The sequence below is a fragment of the Flavobacterium sp. NPDC079362 genome, assembly GCF_050267765.1.
Classification (GTDB): Bacteria; Bacteroidota; Bacteroidia; order Flavobacteriales; family Flavobacteriaceae; genus Flavobacterium; species Flavobacterium azizsancarii.
In genome coordinates, this window is record NZ_JBNNFM010000003.1 from 82,489 (window position 1) to 99,843 (window position 17,355).

At 33.8% G+C, this 17,355-nt stretch carries 16 protein-coding genes and 1 tRNA gene; 14 read left to right on the forward strand and 3 right to left on the reverse strand.

Annotated elements, in window-relative coordinates; all coding sequences use genetic code 11:
- The first annotated feature begins 47 nt into the window (after positions 1-47).
- The 7 genes from ACQKCJ_RS04295 (at position 48) to ACQKCJ_RS04325 (ending at position 6,558) form a co-directional block, all read left to right on the forward strand.
- Positions 48-380 carry a MerR family transcriptional regulator gene (locus ACQKCJ_RS04295; RefSeq protein WP_271334941.1) on the forward strand — a complete coding sequence of 111 codons (333 nt, stop codon included), beginning with the start codon at positions 48-50 and terminating at the stop codon, positions 378-380.
- Between the two features lie 45 nt (positions 381-425).
- A complete protein-coding gene (locus ACQKCJ_RS04300) occupies positions 426-1,007 on the forward strand; it encodes a LemA family protein (RefSeq protein WP_110837347.1) in 582 nt (193 codons plus the stop codon).
- A 61-nt stretch (positions 1,008-1,068) separates the two neighbouring features.
- On the forward strand, positions 1,069-1,506 hold the full coding sequence (locus ACQKCJ_RS04305) for a TPM domain-containing protein (RefSeq protein WP_271334942.1): 438 nt from the start codon (positions 1,069-1,071) through the stop codon (positions 1,504-1,506).
- Between the two features lie 3 nt (positions 1,507-1,509).
- Positions 1,510-2,334, forward strand: coding sequence for a TPM domain-containing protein (locus ACQKCJ_RS04310; protein WP_427401449.1), 825 nt, complete (start codon positions 1,510-1,512; stop codon positions 2,332-2,334).
- A 103-nt stretch (positions 2,335-2,437) separates the two neighbouring features.
- A complete protein-coding gene (locus ACQKCJ_RS04315) occupies positions 2,438-2,851 on the forward strand; it encodes an RrF2 family transcriptional regulator (protein WP_041517419.1) in 414 nt (137 codons plus the stop codon).
- 249 nt (positions 2,852-3,100) lie between these two features.
- Positions 3,101-5,647, forward strand: coding sequence for a TonB-dependent receptor (locus ACQKCJ_RS04320; protein ID WP_271334944.1), 2,547 nt, complete (start codon positions 3,101-3,103; stop codon positions 5,645-5,647).
- A 167-nt stretch (positions 5,648-5,814) separates the two neighbouring features.
- Positions 5,815-6,558, forward strand: a complete 744-nt coding sequence (locus ACQKCJ_RS04325) for a DUF2490 domain-containing protein (protein ID WP_427401450.1) — start codon at positions 5,815-5,817, stop codon at positions 6,556-6,558.
- A 223-nt stretch (positions 6,559-6,781) separates the two neighbouring features.
- Here ACQKCJ_RS04325 and ACQKCJ_RS04330 read toward each other — a convergent pair whose 3' ends face one another.
- Both ACQKCJ_RS04330 and der read right to left on the reverse strand, forming a co-directional pair.
- On the reverse strand, positions 6,782-9,535 hold the full coding sequence (locus ACQKCJ_RS04330; RefSeq protein WP_427401451.1) for an outer membrane beta-barrel protein: 2,754 nt from the start codon (positions 9,533-9,535) through the stop codon (positions 6,782-6,784).
- Positions 9,536-9,690: 155 nt separating this feature from the next.
- The gene (gene der / locus ACQKCJ_RS04335; RefSeq protein ID WP_271334947.1) at positions 9,691-11,001 is read right to left on the reverse strand and encodes a ribosome biogenesis GTPase Der; all 1,311 of its coding nucleotides are present in this window, start codon (positions 10,999-11,001) and stop codon (positions 9,691-9,693) included.
- Positions 11,002-11,244: 243 nt separating this feature from the next.
- On the opposite strand from der, the gene ACQKCJ_RS04340 reads away from it, so the two are divergent.
- On the forward strand, positions 11,245-11,607 hold the full coding sequence (locus ACQKCJ_RS04340) for a GTP-binding protein (protein ID WP_271334948.1): 363 nt from the start codon (positions 11,245-11,247) through the stop codon (positions 11,605-11,607).
- 383 nt (positions 11,608-11,990) lie between these two features.
- On the opposite strand, the gene era is transcribed toward ACQKCJ_RS04340, so the two are convergent.
- On the reverse strand, positions 11,991-12,872 hold the full coding sequence (gene era / locus ACQKCJ_RS04345; protein ID WP_041517423.1) for a GTPase Era: 882 nt from the start codon (positions 12,870-12,872) through the stop codon (positions 11,991-11,993).
- A gap of 116 nt (positions 12,873-12,988) precedes the next feature.
- Between era and ACQKCJ_RS04350 the strand changes: the two genes are divergently transcribed.
- The 6 genes from ACQKCJ_RS04350 to ACQKCJ_RS04375 all read left to right on the forward strand — a co-directional run bounded on the left by ACQKCJ_RS04350 (position 12,989) and on the right by ACQKCJ_RS04375 (position 17,008).
- Positions 12,989-13,061 (forward strand) — tRNA-Met (locus ACQKCJ_RS04350).
- A 166-nt stretch (positions 13,062-13,227) separates the two neighbouring features.
- On the forward strand, positions 13,228-13,818 hold the full coding sequence (locus tag ACQKCJ_RS04355) for a Crp/Fnr family transcriptional regulator (protein WP_427401452.1): 591 nt from the start codon (positions 13,228-13,230) through the stop codon (positions 13,816-13,818).
- A 120-nt stretch (positions 13,819-13,938) separates the two neighbouring features.
- Entirely contained in the window at positions 13,939-14,661 is a 723-nt protein-coding gene (locus tag ACQKCJ_RS04360; RefSeq protein ID WP_427401453.1) for an HXXEE domain-containing protein, read from the forward strand.
- Between the two features lie 565 nt (positions 14,662-15,226).
- A complete protein-coding gene (locus tag ACQKCJ_RS04365) occupies positions 15,227-16,381 on the forward strand; it encodes a helix-turn-helix domain-containing protein (protein WP_427401454.1) in 1,155 nt (384 codons plus the stop codon).
- An 88-nt stretch (positions 16,382-16,469) separates the two neighbouring features.
- A complete protein-coding gene (locus tag ACQKCJ_RS04370) occupies positions 16,470-16,643 on the forward strand; it encodes a hypothetical protein (RefSeq protein WP_427401455.1) in 174 nt (57 codons plus the stop codon).
- A gap of 128 nt (positions 16,644-16,771) precedes the next feature.
- Positions 16,772-17,008 (forward strand): hypothetical protein, encoded by a 237-nt coding sequence (locus ACQKCJ_RS04375; protein WP_427401456.1) that lies wholly within the window; start codon positions 16,772-16,774, stop codon positions 17,006-17,008.
- The last annotated feature ends 347 nt before the right edge of the window (positions 17,009-17,355 follow it).

A 17,355-nucleotide genomic window follows, 5' to 3' on the forward strand; every position in this document is an offset into this window, starting at 1 on the left:
CCTCCAAAAAGTTGTATTTTTGGAATAAAAACAGAAAATTACAAATCATGCATATTGAGCTTTCAAAAGATAAAAGATATTATAGTATTGGCGAAGTTGCCAAAGCTTTTAATGTCAATGCATCATTGATTCGATTTTGGGATAGTGAATTTGATATTTTAAAACCAAAAAAGAATGCCAAAGGCAACAGAATGTTTACTCCGGATGATATTACCAACCTGCAATTAATTTATCATTTGGTAAAAGAAAGAGGTTTTACACTTGATGGCGCCAGAACACACCTTAAAGAAGGACAAAAGAAAACATTAGATAAGTTCGAAATAATACGTAAATTAGAGACCATAAAAACACAATTAAACGATATTAAGAACGAATTATAGTATATTTATTAAATAAATCAAAAACAAACTTAAATTAAAACAGATATGAAAAAATGGTTAATCCCCGTAGGAATTATTATAGCGCTAATTGCTATTATTGCTTTTTGGTCAATTGGAATTAAAAATACTGGTTTGCAAAAAAATCAAGCAGTTAATAAAGAATGGGGAAATGTAAGTACTACTTACCAAAGAAGAAATGACCTTATTGGAAATTTAGTTAACACAGTAAAAGGTGCTGCAGATTTCGAAAAATCAACATTGACAGCTGTAATTGAGGCTCGTGCAAAAGCTACTTCGGTAACAATCGATCCAAGCAATGTAACTCCAGAGCAATTGGCTCAATACAACCAGGCTCAAAGTGGGGTATCCTCTTCTTTATCAAGATTGTTAGTTTCTGTTGAACAATACCCAACATTAAAAGCGAATGAAAACTTCCTTAAATTACAGGATGAATTGGCTAGTACAGAAAATCAAATTTTAACGGCCAGAACACGTTTCAACGAAGCTGTACAAGATTATAATGGTTATATTCTTGCTATCCCGAACAAATGGTTCTTAGATTACAAAGAAAAACCATATTTCGAAGCTGTTGCAGGTGCTGATAAACCAGTTGAAGTAAAATTCTAAAAAAGAATTTTACATTTTAGGTAAATCTAAAATCAACAAACTAAACTCTAAAATAACTCCAATGTCAAAAGTAGAAGATTTTTTATCCAAAGAAGAAGAACAACATATTGTTGATGCTATTTGCGTGGCTGAAAAAAACACTTCTGGCGAGATTAGGGTACATATAGAACAAACAACTTCTAAAGTTCCTTTTGATAGGGCTTTAGAAGTTTTTCACGAATTAAAAATGAATGAAACCCAACTAAAAAACGGGGTTTTATTTTACTTTGCTGTAGCAGATAAAACATTTGCAATTTGTGGAGACAAAGGTATTCATGATGTTGTTGCATCAGATTTTTGGGACTGCACCAAAGAGACCATGATTGCCCAATTTAAGTTAGGAAACTACAAGCAAGGTATTGTTGATGGCATTCTGAACGCCGGCGAACAATTAAAAAAATACTTTCCTTCGTTTGAAGGGGACACTAACGAATTATCAAACGAAATCTCAAAAGGATAAATAATGAAAATTTCCACAAACAAAATATCTCATTCAAAAGGACTTTTTCAATTTACCTTTTTGTTAATCGCTTTTTTTACCACCAATTGTATTTTTGCACAATTTACAATTCCGGAAAAACCAAGTTTTCAGACTTCAGTTTATGATTATGCGAATGTTTTAAGCGCATCTGAAAAGGCACAATTAGAAGAAAAACTAATTCGTTATTCTGATTCTACCACAACACAAATTGTAGTTATTACAATCGAAAGTTTAAAAGGAGAAGATGTTAGCCAACTAGCTACAAAATGGGGACAAACCTGGGGAATTGGAGGAACTAAGCAAGATGATAATGGTGTAATTATTTTATTGGCTAAGGCCGAAAAGAAAATAGCCATTAATCCGGGATATGGAGTTGAAGATCGTTTGACTGCAGGAATTGGTGGAACAATAATCAGAAATATTATTATTCCGGAATTCAAAGCAGGCAGTTTTTATAATGGTCTTGACAAAGGAACAGATGCCATAATTGATGTTTTTAAAGGCAAATTCAAGGGAGAACGCAAACAGGCAAAAGGAAATGATTTTCCGATACTGCCATTCATTGTTATTGTTGTAATTGTATTAATTTTGCTGTCCCGAAATAAAGGCGGCGGTGGAAATTCAGGCAATAACGGCGGTGGAGGTCCAAGTTTACTCGATGTTATCCTTCTAAGCAGTCTTGGAAGAAGCAGCGGTGGCGGATTTGGAGGAGGTTTTGGTGGCGGATCATCCGGTGGCGGAGGTGGCTTTGGCGGAGGTTTTGGCGGAGGTGGTTTCTCCGGCGGAGGTTCCAGCGGAGGCTGGTAAAGTTTTTAGTTTCAAGTTTTTTTAGTTTCAGGTTTTAAGTTGATACTAATAAAATTTAGTTTAAATTTATCATTCATAATTTACAATTTATAATTCAAAATAGATGTTATCACATAAAGCAAAATACGCCCTTAAGGCCTTACTTTATTTAGCAGAACAGGACGAAAATCACATTTCCAGAACGATAGAAATTGCTGATGGCGCCAATATTCCTAAAAAGTTTTTAGAACAGATTTTATTAGATCTAAAACGAGGACGTTTTGTGAGTAGTAAGCAAGGAAAATTTGGCGGATATTATCTGATACGCTCCAAAAATGATATTACTTTGGCAGAAATTCATCGTTTATTCGACGGTGCAATTGCGCTTTTACCATGTGCTTCGTTAAACTTTTACGAACCATGCTCAGATTGCAAAACTGAGGAAGAATGTAGCCTAAGACACGGCTTAATGATCATTCGAGACGAAACTCTTAAAGCGATGCAAGGCATCACAATCGCCTCACTTGTAAAGAAATAAAAAAATATTTCCTAATTCCTAGTAAATCTATAGAATTTACATATATTTGCAAAAAAATCAACTAACCAATTTACAAATTTTAACCAATATGAAAGTAAATTACAATCGATCGGGTGTGTCAAAAAATCTTTTGCAAAAAAACCAAAATAGTCAATTCAAGACTGTAAAAAACAATTCTTCTATGATGTGTATGTGCTGGTAAAAAAAATTTAATTTAAATTCTACTAATCACATATAACTAATATAAAAATGAAAAATTCTATAAAAAATATACTTACACTATTATCTGTTTTTACTTTCTCTATTTCATTTGCACAAAACATTGAAGGCGTTGTTAAAACAAGTGAAAACGTTCCATTAGAAGCCGTCAACGTTGTTATAAAAGGAACAACTTCTAACACAACTACAGATCCTAGCGGAAAATTTAGCCTTGATACAAAAGGAAGACTTCCTATCACTATTTTAGTTCAATATGTAGGCTATAAAACTACTGAGATTGAACTTGTTGATTTACCTACTACTCCATTACAAGTAACGCTTAAAGAAGAAAACGAACTTATAGAAGTTGTTGTATCTTCCAGACGCCGAATAGAAAAAGTTCAGGATGTACCAATTGCAATATCAGTTATTACTGGAAAACAAGCGGAGCAAACAGGAGCTTTTAACGTTAACCGTATTAAAGAATTAGTTCCTTCTGTACAGTTATATTCATCAAATCCCAGAAATACAGGAATCAACATTCGTAGCCTTGGTTCTCCTTTTGGACTTACTAATGATGGTATCGATCCCGGAGTTGGTTTTTATGTTGATGGTGTATATTATGCACGTCCCGCTGCTACGACTTTAGATTTTATCGATATCGAGCAAATCGAAGTATTACGCGGACCACAAGGATCTTTGTTTGGTAAAAACACCACCTCCGGAGCTTTTAACATTACAACGCGTAAACCAAGTTTTACTTCAGGAGCTGATTTTGAAGTGAGTTACGGAAATTATGCCTTTCTACAAGCTAAAGCATCTGTTACAGGAGCTTTAGGAAAAAAATTAGCAGGTCGTTTATCCTTTTCAGGAACACAACGTGACGGTCTTATTGACAATGTTGCTACAGGAAGACCTACAAATACTTTAAACAATCAGGGGATTAGAGGTCAGTTACTTTGGACTCCAACTGTAAATACCAATATTATATTTGCCGGAGATATCACAACGCAACGCCCTGACGGATATGCACAAGTTGTTGCCGGTGTTGCTCCTACTCAAAGAGCTGCTTATCGCCAGTTTGATGCTATTATTAAAGATTTAAATTATCAACTACCAAGCTTAAATGCTTTTGACCGTAAAATTGACCACGATACTCCATGGCGTTCAGGACAAGATATGGGAGGTTTATCTCTTAATATTGACACAAAAATTGGATCTGGAACTCTTACTTCAACTACAGCTTGGCGTTTTTGGAACTGGGATCCATCAAATGACAGAGATTTTACGGGATTACAGGTATTGGCAAAATCACAAAACCCAACAAGACAAACACAATTTACACAAGAAGTACGTTACGCAGGTCAGTTAACCTCTAAAGTAAGCGGTGTTGTAGGGGTATTTTTTATAGATCAGACATCTCAAACAAATGGTACTGAAGAATCTGGGAACGCTCAATGGAGATTTGCACAAAGTTCAACAAGTCCCTTATGGAAAACTCCCGGTCTTTTTGAAGGATACGGAATCAAAACTGATGCAAATATCAGAGCATCGAGTGCGGCAGTATTTGGCCAAATTGATTGGGCAATTACAGAACGTTTACACGTATTGCCAGGTTTAAGATATAATTTCGATAAAAAAGATGCTCGTTATGCTCGTACAACATACGGAGGTCTTCAAACTACAGATCCGGCATTACTTGCTTTGAAAAAATCTGTTTACTCTGATCAGGCTTTTAATTCAAGTACTGATAATACAGATTTCTCTGGAAATATAACAGTATCTTTTAAAGCTTCTGACAAAATCAATGCTTACGCAACTTATGCAAAAAGTTACAAACCGGTTGGTGTAAATGTAGCTGGACTTCCAACTGATTCAAAAGGTTTACCATTACTTGATCTTGCAGTAATTAAGCCTGAAAAAGTAAATCATTATGAAATTGGGGTAAAAACATCTCCTTTTAGAAATTCAGTTTTCAACCTGACATTCTTTAATACTGACATCAAAGATTTTCAAACAAACGTTCAGGCTGCTGAATTAGGTGTAAACCGCGGGTATCTTGCCAATGCAGATAAAGTACGTGTGAGAGGTGCTGAACTTGATGCAAGTTTTGTAATAAGCCAACACTTAACAATCAATGGTGCTGCAACTTATACTGATGGTAAATACATCAAATTTACAAATGCACCACTTCCGTTAGAAGAAACTGGAGCTGCTGTAGCCTTCAAAGATGTTTCAGGAACTGAATTACCGGGTGCTTCAAAATGGGCAGGATCTCTAGGCGGAGAATTATCCGATAATGCTAAATTCTTTGGAAACGCAGGAAAAATATTCCTTGGTTTAGATTCTTATGCTCGTTCTGAATTTTCGTCAAGCCCATCGGCTTCAAAATATTTAGTAGTTCCGGGTTATGCCATTTTTAATGCTCGTTTAGGTTTCCGCGCTTCTCAAGGTTTATCTGTTCATTTCTGGGGACGTAACCTTTTGAATAAAGATTACTACGAACAATTATTACCTGCTGGTGGAAACACAGGTCAATATGCGGGTGTAATTGGTGATCAAAGAACTTACGGAGTAACATTGAAATATTCATTGTAACACAGTTAGTTTTAATCATATTAAACGAGATAGGTTTTTAAATCTATCTCGTTTTTTTTATGCAATCAAATATGCTAAATCACAAAATAAAATTTAAAACAAGTTTTATTGTTTAGTAGTTATATCTCGATTTGTATATATTCGCAGCCTGAATTGATACAAATTGAATGAAAGTTCTTAGATTGCTACTATTACTTGTTTTAATAAATCCTTTTTTATCAGCACAAAGTCTAAAAAAGACGGACCAACAAACCTTAACCTGGATACGATATTACAACATTTTACCCATAACCGAAAAATGGGCTATTCACCCTGAGTTTGACAACAGAAGTTTCGTTAATCCTCTTCACGAAAATTTATTTATTATAAGAGTTCAGGGAAGATATCGAATTCATAAAAATATAGATTTAGGCAGCGGCCTGGCTTATTTTAATGTCAATACGCAAGATCCTCATGTTGATCCTGACTTTGCTGTACCGGAATACAGAATCCAACAAGATGTCACTTTTATTAATGATATTGCTAAAATTACTTTCCACAATCGTTTTCAGCTTGAAGAACGGTTTATTCAAAAAGCAACTAAAACAGCATTACTCGATGACTTTTCTTTTGCTTACCGATTTAGATACAGATTACAATCGACATTTGATCTTTGGAAAAAAGATAAACAAAGTTTAAAAGCTACCATTTCTGACGAAATCATGTTTAATTTCGGAAAAGACAACAAAAGAAATACTTTCGACCAAAATCGAATTTATGCAGCATTACGATATCATTTCAACCCTAATATAGCTTTGGAATTAGGGTATTTAAAAAGCTTCCAAAGGCGTTCCAGTGGGGTCGATTTTTACGATCGTGATATTATCCGTTTTACGGTTTATCATAGAATTAATCGGAAACCAAGGATTTAGAACAGAAAACTCTAAATAAAATCTCAGTATAAAAATTCCAAATTCCAATAAAAAAACTTCCGATAAAATCCTTATATCTTTTCTAAAGAGAATTCACGATTAAAAATTTTAAAAATTGATGTAAAATCTATTCCATCCGCAAAAATCCGTAGGCATAAAAAAAGACGCACTGCTGTGCGCCTCTACATAAAACCATTGAAACTTTGAACCTTTGTTCCTTTCTCTACTCCATTCTCTGTCTTTTCTTTCCTCCTTTTTCAGCGCCTGCAAAATTTCCAATTTTATAACTTAGAGAAAACATTACGTAACGTTTCAAAACTGTATTTTCTTCATCACGAATCGAGGTTGCCGAAATCGTTCTTGTTGCACTTAAATTTTGATTCAGAACATCGTAAACTTTTACTTTGGCATAGATTTTTTTATCAAAAAAGCCATAAGACAAACTTGTATTCCACAGATAGAAATCTTTCTTGAAGTTGCTCGAAATATTAGAATTATAAGTATATCCAAAATCATTCCCGAAGATTAAATTTGCCGGCCAATAACTTGTGGTTTGCAGATTAATTCTGTGTACAACATTCGAGCTGGCATCTCTTGAAGAATTTTCATAATCGGTTTGATTGTATGATAAACTATACGATGGCGAAATAATAAGTAAATCTCCATACTCATACGTCATATTTACTTTTGGTGTAATGGCGGTTGATTTTGCATTGTATAAAACAGCATTTGTAAAACCTTTATCAAATGAATAACTACCATTTAATCCAAAACCATATCTTACAACATGAGCATCCCATTTGATCGATTGATTCCAGTTTCCTCCAATCGAAGCAATATAAGTACCGGATATATTTACGTAAGTAGTCGTTCTTTTTCCGCTATCGTCATAGATTGAAGTCGAAACCACGTCGTTGTTGTAATAATCTCCTTTTATGTAAAGGCTATAACCTGAACGTGTACGGAAATCATAATTTCTAAAACTAAAATTCGCACTATTTTTTTCGATAGGATTCAAATCCGGATTTCCCGTAATTGTATTTAATGGATTGGTTAAATTTAAAACCGGCATTAACTGAACTGCTGACGGAAGTGCGTTCGAATAATCATATCTGAATGACAGATTCTTTGAACGGCTAAACTTATACCTAATCTGAAAATCACCATATGGCAAAGCATATTTTTTATTCAGATCGGTCGCATTGTTAAGGTATAAAGAGTGATTGTCGAAGGCTACAATTGCTGTTCTCGAATTCAGGTTGACAGTAAATTTACTCTTCTGCCAAGTAATACCAACTTTGGGACTGAATGAATTTTGCTTTGACGTAGTATAATTTGTCAAAGATTCGTTTAGATTACTATACGATTGTGATGCAGCATCAAAATCGTATGTTTTCATATCTTTCATTTCGCTTTTCCAGTCAAAATCAGAACCGAACCTTATTCTTAATGAATCAGTAACGGGTTCCGTATATTCAAACTCAAGAGAATAAACATCTGAATTACTTATGTTTTTACTTTGCTGATTTCTATCGTCATTTGGTTTGCCGTCCTGATAAAAAATAGTTTGAGAAAGATTGAGTGCCTCAGCATCTGTCTTGGCATTATTATTATCAAATACAATACTAAAATTACGGGACTTTTTCTTAAACGCTTTATTGAAATTAATCGTGTTCCCAAAGGTTGTATTGGTACTTTCTGAATAATTTTTTGCATTACTTTCATTCAAAGCATCTCCGTTTTCATCTTCAGAAGAACTGGAGGATGTTGAATTACCATTCGTACGGGATTGATTGACTTTTGGCACGATCACCAATCGGGTTGTTGGATTTATTTTATATTCTAATTCAAAATTTACGTTGTTTCCGGTACTTTCGTTTCTTGTTTTAGAATCAGCCGAAGTAGCAATATTGCCGCTTGGTAAAAAACTAACCTGATCCGATTTACTTTCGTTATTATTAACTGAATTCGAAAAATTATAACTTCCCATCGCTGCTAAACTTTTAGACCAGTCATCAGAATAATTCAGCCCTATAAGGTTCGATTGCGTGATTCCTTTGCCACTTCCTGAGCTTCCGCTGCTGCCTTTGCTGTTTCTCCCGCCTCCCATATTATCAAACACCTCATCCATCGCAAAACCGGTAGAATTAATATTATTTGAAGAAGCGAGAACGCTAATTTTTTGCTTATTATTAAAGAAGTTCAAAAGAAGACTGCTTTCATAACGATCATCAGATCCATATCCGCCCAGAATTTTACCAAAGTAACCTTTGTTTTTCTTTTCGTCAATAGTGATATTAATACTCGAAAAATCCGAAGTCGATTCTTGTTTAGATAGTTCTTCTTTCTTTGTTTTAAAATCAGAAACCTGAATTTTTTTGATGATTTCTGCCGGTAGGTTTTTCAAAGCAATGGCACCATCTTTATCAAAAAATGTCTTTCCGTTTACTAATACCTGATTAACTTCCCGCCCGTTTACAGTAATTTTTCCATCAGTACCTACATCAAATCCCGGTAATTGTTTTAGCAAAGTCTCCACATTCGAGTCTGGTCGCACTTTATAAGAACCCGCATTAAACTCGAGCGTATCTTTTTTGATTGTAATTGGCGGTGCTTCGCTTTTTATAACCACATTATCTAAAGCATTTGCAGCCTCAAGTAAATACAATTTACCAAAGTCTTTACTTTCCAAAAGTCCTTTCTCTTCTTCAAAATATGGTTGATATCCCATATAATTTACCTTTAGAAAAATAGGTTTATCATATTTTTTTGTTTTAATAGTAAAAGATCCGTTTTTATCCGTTGTAGCATATTCGATTACTGTAGAATCTTTTACTGTTGTAAAATAAACAGTCGCTAACTCGAGTGGCAATTGTGTATTGATATCAACAACAGTTCCTTTAAGAACAATATCATTCTGAGCACTTGCCGAATAACAAAAAAGAGAAAAAATCAGGAAATAATAAATTTTGGTCATAAATTGGTTAGTTAGAAACAGTAAGACTCAAAAAGAGCTAAAAGGTTTAATTGTATTTTTAACATTTATTCAAATAGTATGCCATTTAGTATGAATATCATCAATTCGAATAAAAACAAGGCGTAAAAAAAGTCCCTTGTGAGGACTTATTTATTTTATTTTTCTCTGATATAAATATCGATTGGTACTCCTGAAAAGTCCCAGTTTTCTCTAATCTTATTTTCGAGATATCTTTTATACGGTTCTTTAACGTACTGTGGCATGTTTGCAAAAAACACAAACTGAGGCGTTAAAGTTGGTAACTGCATGCAATATTTAATTTTTACATATTTACCTTTTGTTGCAGGCGGCGGATAAGCTTCGATCACCTTCAACATAAATTCATTGAATTTAGAAGTTGGGATTCTTTGCTTTCTATTTTCAAAAACCTGAACTGTAGCTTCTAATGCTTTCAATAAACGCTGTTTCGTTAAAGCCGAAACGAACAAAATTGGCACATCTGTAAAAGGCATTAATTCTTCTCTAATTTTTGCTTCGTAATCACGTGTAGACATGGTATCTTTTTCGACCAAATCCCATTTGTTTACTAAGATTACAACACCTTTACGGTTTTTCTCTGCCAGCCAGAAAATACTCTGATCCTGACCTTCAAACCCACGGGTAGCATCGATAATCAAGATACAAATATCTGCATGCTCAATCGCACGAACAGAACGCATTACTGAGTAAAACTCCAAATCTTCCTTTACCTTCGCTTTACGACGGATTCCCGCAGTATCTACCAGGTTAAATTCAAAACCAAAACGGTCAAATTTAGTATCAATTGCATCACGGGTTGTTCCTGCAATATCAGTTACCATAAAACGTTCTTTACCAATTAATGCATTGATAAAACTTGATTTTCCTGCATTAGGACGTCCTACAACAGCAAAACGAGGTAAAACAACTTCTTCCTGAACTGGTTCTGGTTTTACAGGAAATGAGTCAATTAGAGCATCTAATAAATCTCCAGTTCCACTTCCTGAAATACTTGCAAACGTGTAATACTCCCCTAAACCAAGGTTATAAAACTCAATTGCATCTTTCTCACGCATTGCGTTATCTACCTTGTTTACCGCTAATAAAACCGGTTTAGTCACTTTACGCAACAAACGGGCAACAACGTCATCCATTGGTGTAATACCTTCCTCAACATCAACTACAAAAATAATAACATCAGCTTCGTCGATCGCTAATTCTACTTGTTTACGGATTTCACCTTCAAAAACGTCATCAGACCCGCGAACGTATCCACCGGTATCAATGACAGAAAACTCTTTTCCGTTCCACTCGCTTTTACCGTAGTTTCTATCTCTGGTAACTCCAGAAACTGAATCTACAATAGCTTCTCTTCTTTGTATCAGCCTATTAAAAAGGGTTGATTTCCCTACATTAGGTCTTCCTACTATCGCAACAATGTTATTCATTTTTGTAAATTTTAGATTTTAGATTTCAGAATTTAAATTCTAGTTTCCTAGAATCCTATCTCTTACAAATCCAAAATGCTTTATTTTAATTTTTTGCAAAGGTAGTCTTTTTTTACTTTCTAGTTCACTGTTTTAAGCATTCAGTGAAAATGTCTGAAAATTACCACCTAAAAATCAAAAAAGAATCACTTTTTTGATATATTAGCTTTAACTTATACAGCTAATCACTTCATTATCTACTTTATGGACACCAATAACGATATCCGTCTACGTCTGCGTTTTTACAAAGAGGTCGATCAAAACATAGATTCCCTGCTTCAGAAATTCAACTATTTTACCACCAAAAACTCGCCTGATTTCATCCTGAAAATAAAAGGGTATCATATTTGGATCGATATAAAAAGCTCTAAAAAGGAATATTGGTCGCCACATTTACATCTCGAAATGGAATCAAGAGGCAAAAATCAAAGTCACATTCGTGGTTTATTTGGACCTGATCCTAATTTATGGACATTTTTTATGTTTCTGCACTTTATGATCGCAGGAACATTTATCATTTTTTGCGGAATCGCCTATACTCATTACGTCCTAAAAACACCAGTGTAAACTGATCTTATTATACTATCCTTGATGGTGATCGCCTGGATTTTGCTTTATTTTATCGCTAAGCAAATTCGGAAAAATGGCGAAAAACAAATGAATGAAATCGAAAAAGTATTTTTAGAAATCTTAGGATCTTAAACAGATCAAGAAACCTTAACGATTTTTATGAATTACAAGAATTATATTTTTTTGAGGAGCTATTCCAGCTCTGCATTTCAACTCCTCGCAAAAAAAATTGTTCTAATGCATTTGCAAAGCTTCCGTTGGTCGCTTTGCAAATACAAGAACAATAATATTTTTATACTGCGGGGTTTTTATTTCGATCTGGGCTAAAAAAAACAGAATGATTTCTTAATAACTTTCAGATCTAAAAACTATTTCACCTCTTATTGATTATAACCAAAACGTTTCAACATATTGGCATTACTTCTCCAATTTTTGTTCACTTTTACTACCAGTTCAATATGAATTTGTTTTCCGAAGAATTTCTCTAAATCAGCACGAGCTTCAGTACCTACTTTTTTAAGAGCTGCACCTTTGTGTCCAATGATGATTCCTTTTTGAGTTTCACGTTCTACCATAATGATCGAACGGATTCTGATTATATTTTCATCTTCAAAAAATTCTTCTGTTACGATTTCAACCGCATATGGAATCTCTTTGCTGTAATTCAACAAGATTTTCTCACGAATTGTTTCGTTTACGAAAAAACGTTCCGGCTTGTCTGTTAATTGATCTTTTGGATAATATGCCGGTGATTCCGGTAATAACTCAATTATTCTCCCAAAAACTTCCGGTACATTAAAATTCTGTAAAGCCGAGATTGGGAAAATTTCAGCATTTGGTACTTTTGCTGTCCAGAATGCTACTTGTTCTTCTAATTGTTCCTGATTTGAATTGTCGATTTTATTCAACAACAGCAAAACCGGAATTTTAGCATGAATGATTTTATTAAAGAAAGCTTCGTCTTTTAGATCCTGCTCTCCTATTTCGACCATATAAACCAGAATATCAGCATCCTCAAAAGCTGATTTTACAAAGTTCATCATCGATTCCTGCATTTCATAAGCGGGTTTGATGATTCCGGGAGTATCCGATAATATAAGTTGAAAATCTTCGCCATTCACGATCCCTAGAATACGGTGACGAGTTGTTTGTGCTTTTGATGTAATGATTGATAATCTTTCTCCAACAAAGGCGTTCATCAATGTTGATTTTCCAACGTTTGGATTCCCGATGATGTTTACAAAACCTGCTTTATGTGACATTTGTGTATTATTTAATTTGCAAAGGTAGTCATATCAACTCAATACAGAAAATAAAACATTTTTTAAAGTTTTCGTTGGATTTCTCAAAAAACGGCGTATCTTTGCACCCGAAACAACGCGGGATAGAGCAGTAGGCAGCTCGTCGGGCTCATAACCCGAAGGTCACAGGTTCGAGTCCTGTTCCCGCTACTAAGACAAAAGCTTCAGAGAAATCTGGAGCTTTTTTTTATGCTCAAAAATTATACATAGGTAGAATAAAAAGTGGTCCCCTTTTATTGAAATACCTAATAAAAAATCACAACCAACAATAATTTACTAATTTTTAATATTTACTTTAGTAAAAAAACGATTTAAAATGCTACCAACTTTTGTTTTAGACCTATTCCGAGAAAATTACAAACCTGATATTACCAAAGATTTTTTAAATGAACTTGAGGAAAAAGCCGATTATTTAGAAATTCCAAAAGGAGAAATTTTGTTTACGGATAAAGACCCACGTAAAACTTTTCTAATTATAAGCGGAAGTTTAGTGCAATTTGTTATTACTCCCCAAGGTGAAGAAAAAGCCATTATGTTCCATACCGAAAGTTTTTTGCCTTTTAGCGGAAACACTTTTTTTGGAGTAGAAGAATCATCAGTTCACCATTTCGCTAGGGTAAATGAAGATATTAAAGTAGTAGTTATTCCTTATGATTTTGTTGTAGGCGCTGTAACCAAATATCCTTTCTTTGCTCAAAAAGTTTATCTAAAAACATTACTGTATATCCAAACACTTAATCGATTACAAAACCACGTTACAGGACTTACAAGTTTGGCGTTTTTGGAGTGGCTTTTAGAACACTATAGTTTCTTGTTTCAGCGGTTTCAGTCCAAGGACATCGCTAGTTTTATGGGAATTACGCCAACTTGGCTAAGTAATCTCAAACTGAAAGTTCATAAAAAATAAAAAATTTTCTGTTATTTAGTGTATGAAAATTTTTAAGGATAATACACGAAATCAAATTAATTTGAGTGAAAGTGTTGTTTGTAACATTAAATTAGCCTAAACATTTAACAGTAAAAAACTATGACAACATTTTATGATAAGTTTGACTTTGCATGGCCGTGGATAGGCTTGGGCATTGCTCTACCAATGCTGGTGATTTTGTTTTTCACAAATATTTTTCGAAGAGATATCACTAAACCATTCTATAAAGATTACTATTGGTGGGGGTGGCTAGCTGTTCCACTTTATTTATTGCATCAATTTGAAGAATATGCCTTGCACATTGATGTAAGTACAATGTCCTATAAAATTGTGGAAGATGTATGTCGAGCACAATATGCAGGAAAAGAATGTCTTATACCATTAGTGCATTATCCCGTTGTAAACATCGCATTAGTTTGGCTCGCTGCTCCTATTGCCGCCTTTATGGGGAAGCGAAACCCAATGATGGCGTTAACCTTTTATGGTTTTATATTAGTCAATGGGATTGTACATCTATTGACCGTACTGGTTATAGACAAGGTTCCACTATATGAGAGCCCTGGAGCATTTACAGGTATTTTTCTATTCATTCCGATTTCTATCTGGATAAGTTATGTGCATCCAAAAAATAATGTACTAACGGGAAAAGAAATGATAATTTCTATGTTCGGAGGTGTCGTTGGGCATATTGGTTTATTTTTAGCGTATCAGGCTGTTAAAATATCAGGACCAATGACCATGCTCGTTACAGATGTCATTGTCGTTTTCTTACCTATTTTAATAGTTTATCCTTTGAGTCGGAGATTCAGAAACGCTACATAATCCCGCTCAAGAACATTGTTTGTTTAATTTTATATAAGCAAAGGATAATTTCTTCAAATCTTCGATAAAAAAGTTCGACAATTCAATAGTCATCGGTACATTATCCTAAAAGTAATCACAAGCACAAACAATTTTATAGAAATCATCAATAAATTGGTTAGATTTATCAAGATTTCCCGCTACTAAGAGAAAAGCTTCAGAGAAATCTGGAGCTTTTTTTATAGAATAAATTTAGGTTATCGGGCTTATATCCGCCGCCGCGGACACAGGTTCGAATCTTCGCCGCGGCGAACTACTAAGAGAAAAGCTTCAGAGAAATTTGGAGCTTTTTTATTTTTAAATACTTTACGTTCACGAGCGAGACGCTCGCGCCAGCAAGAGAATGCTTAATAATTCTTTAAGCTTTTAGTTAATCATTTCTTAATCCTTTAAGAAAACCATCACTATTAATCTAAATTCGTCTTATCAATTCGTGCGAAATAAAGTACATTTTAACAAATGCTTATTGACAGAATTGTTTAAAACAAACTGAAACCAAATTTTAAAACTAACTTTTCATTAAACTTTGATTTATACAACACTTTTAAATATTGCGATTTTTCAGGGAATTGTCTTAGGCTTAATTATTTTGAAGTCTTCTTTATTCAATAGTAATTCAAACAAATACCTGGCCTTTTTACTATTTGCACTTTCCATTGTTTTGCTAAATTATGTTTTTGAAATTGAAGGTGTATTTACATCCTATCCTTTATTACGTTTTATAGACGCTATCGATTGGATATTTCTATTACCTGTTTTCACATTTTTGTTTATTATAAACCGCATTGATGATGACGTAAAAAACAGACAAAAAATTTATTTGTGTTATATTCCATTTGCCTATAACAGCATTCTTAATATTACAGTCTCTCTTGACATTGTAGCAAGAATTTATAAAATTCCTGAGGCTTACATGTACCTAATCAATATACTTCAGCTGATTCAGCTTTTATTGGCCGTTATCATCATTCTATTTCTACCTCTTTACTCTTATTTTATGATAAGGAGTTTAAAAGACCCTCAAGAGAAAAAATGGGTCATTATCTTATTAACTACAATGTATTTACTGCTGCTTGTCTGGCTAACTACCTATTTGGCTGGCTTGTTTTTTCAATTAGACAATTCTTCTACAATGAGTGGGGTGGCTATATCAGCAACATTAATAATGCACTGGACAGCTTATATAGGCATTTACAAATACAAGCTTGCCAAGAACAAAGATGCCATCTATAATTTTCTAAATACCAATTTAGCTGTTTCGTCTGCCAGTCTTCAATTTAAAGAAAACAGCCTAACGGAAGAAAATAGTACACCCGAAGAATATAGGGAATCTATCACGGCAGATAATCTTTATTTTCAAAAACTGGAACTTCTTTGCAAAGAGCACCACATTTATACTGACAGTACTTTAAACAGAGAAAAAGTCGCTGAAAAACTAGGTATAAGCGCGGGATATGTTTCACAAATTATAAATACAATAACAGGAGATAACTTTGCCAATTACATCAATCAATATCGGGTTGAAACTGTCAAGAAAATGATCTCCAGTTCTGAATATGAAAACTATAATTTGTTGACGATGGGATTAGAATCCGGGTTTACTTCAAAAACGACTTTTTACAAAGCCTTTAAAAAAGTTACTGGTCAGACACCAAATGAATATAAAAACGCCAGCAAATAAGTACCAATTTATACAGTTTTAAGCTTTTGAAACCTTTTCTAGTTTTTCTTATGTGAATTTTGGGTCTAAATAATTCAAATCACTTTTTATGAAAAAAAACTATGCACTGCTTATTGTTTTGTTTGTATTTTATTCTGCTAATGCTCAAAATGAAACTGATCCTTATCAGAAAAATAATGAAATTAAACTAAATACTCTTGCTCCTTTATGGCAATCTTTTCAGGTTGGTTACGAAAGACATTTAAACCATAATTCGTCATAGGACTTTCTTTTCATTATGTATTTGATAATACAAAAAATGAAAAGGATGTAAATTACTCAATATCTCCGTATTACAGAAGATATTTTGGTAAAAAATACGCTTCAGGCTGGTTTATTGAAGGATTTGGAATGCTGGCTTCAACAGATGGCAAAAAAATATACGCTTCAGAAGATCATTCAACATATACCGAAAATCCCGACGTTATTAATTTTGCTCTCGGTGCCGGCGGAGGCTGGAAATGGGTCAGTAAAAGCGGATTTCTTTTTGAAGCAAATATTGGTTATGGCGGTATACTAGTTAATGCAAATAAAACAGACCATAATATTGTTGCAAAATTTGGATTGAGTGCTGGATATAGATTTTGATAGAATTTATGATTCGATCTAAAAAAGAAGTCAAATTCTTGTTGCAACTTTATAAAAATCTTCAATAAACCGGTTAGATAATTGAATGCTTCCCGCTACTAGTAAATTCAAAAGCCTGATAAATCTCGATTTATCAGGCTTTTTTGTGCATTCGATAAATTTAATTTCATTTTATAAAAAACACAAGCATGCAGTGTTTTCAAGGAAAAGTTGGTTCGAGTCCCATTAAGTTAAAAAACGAAATGATAATACTAATTTAACTTTAATACTTCTGCAATCTAAACTTGATTTCTTTGACGAGATAATACAATATTTGATTATTTTTCTTTCACTAAAATCATAGATTT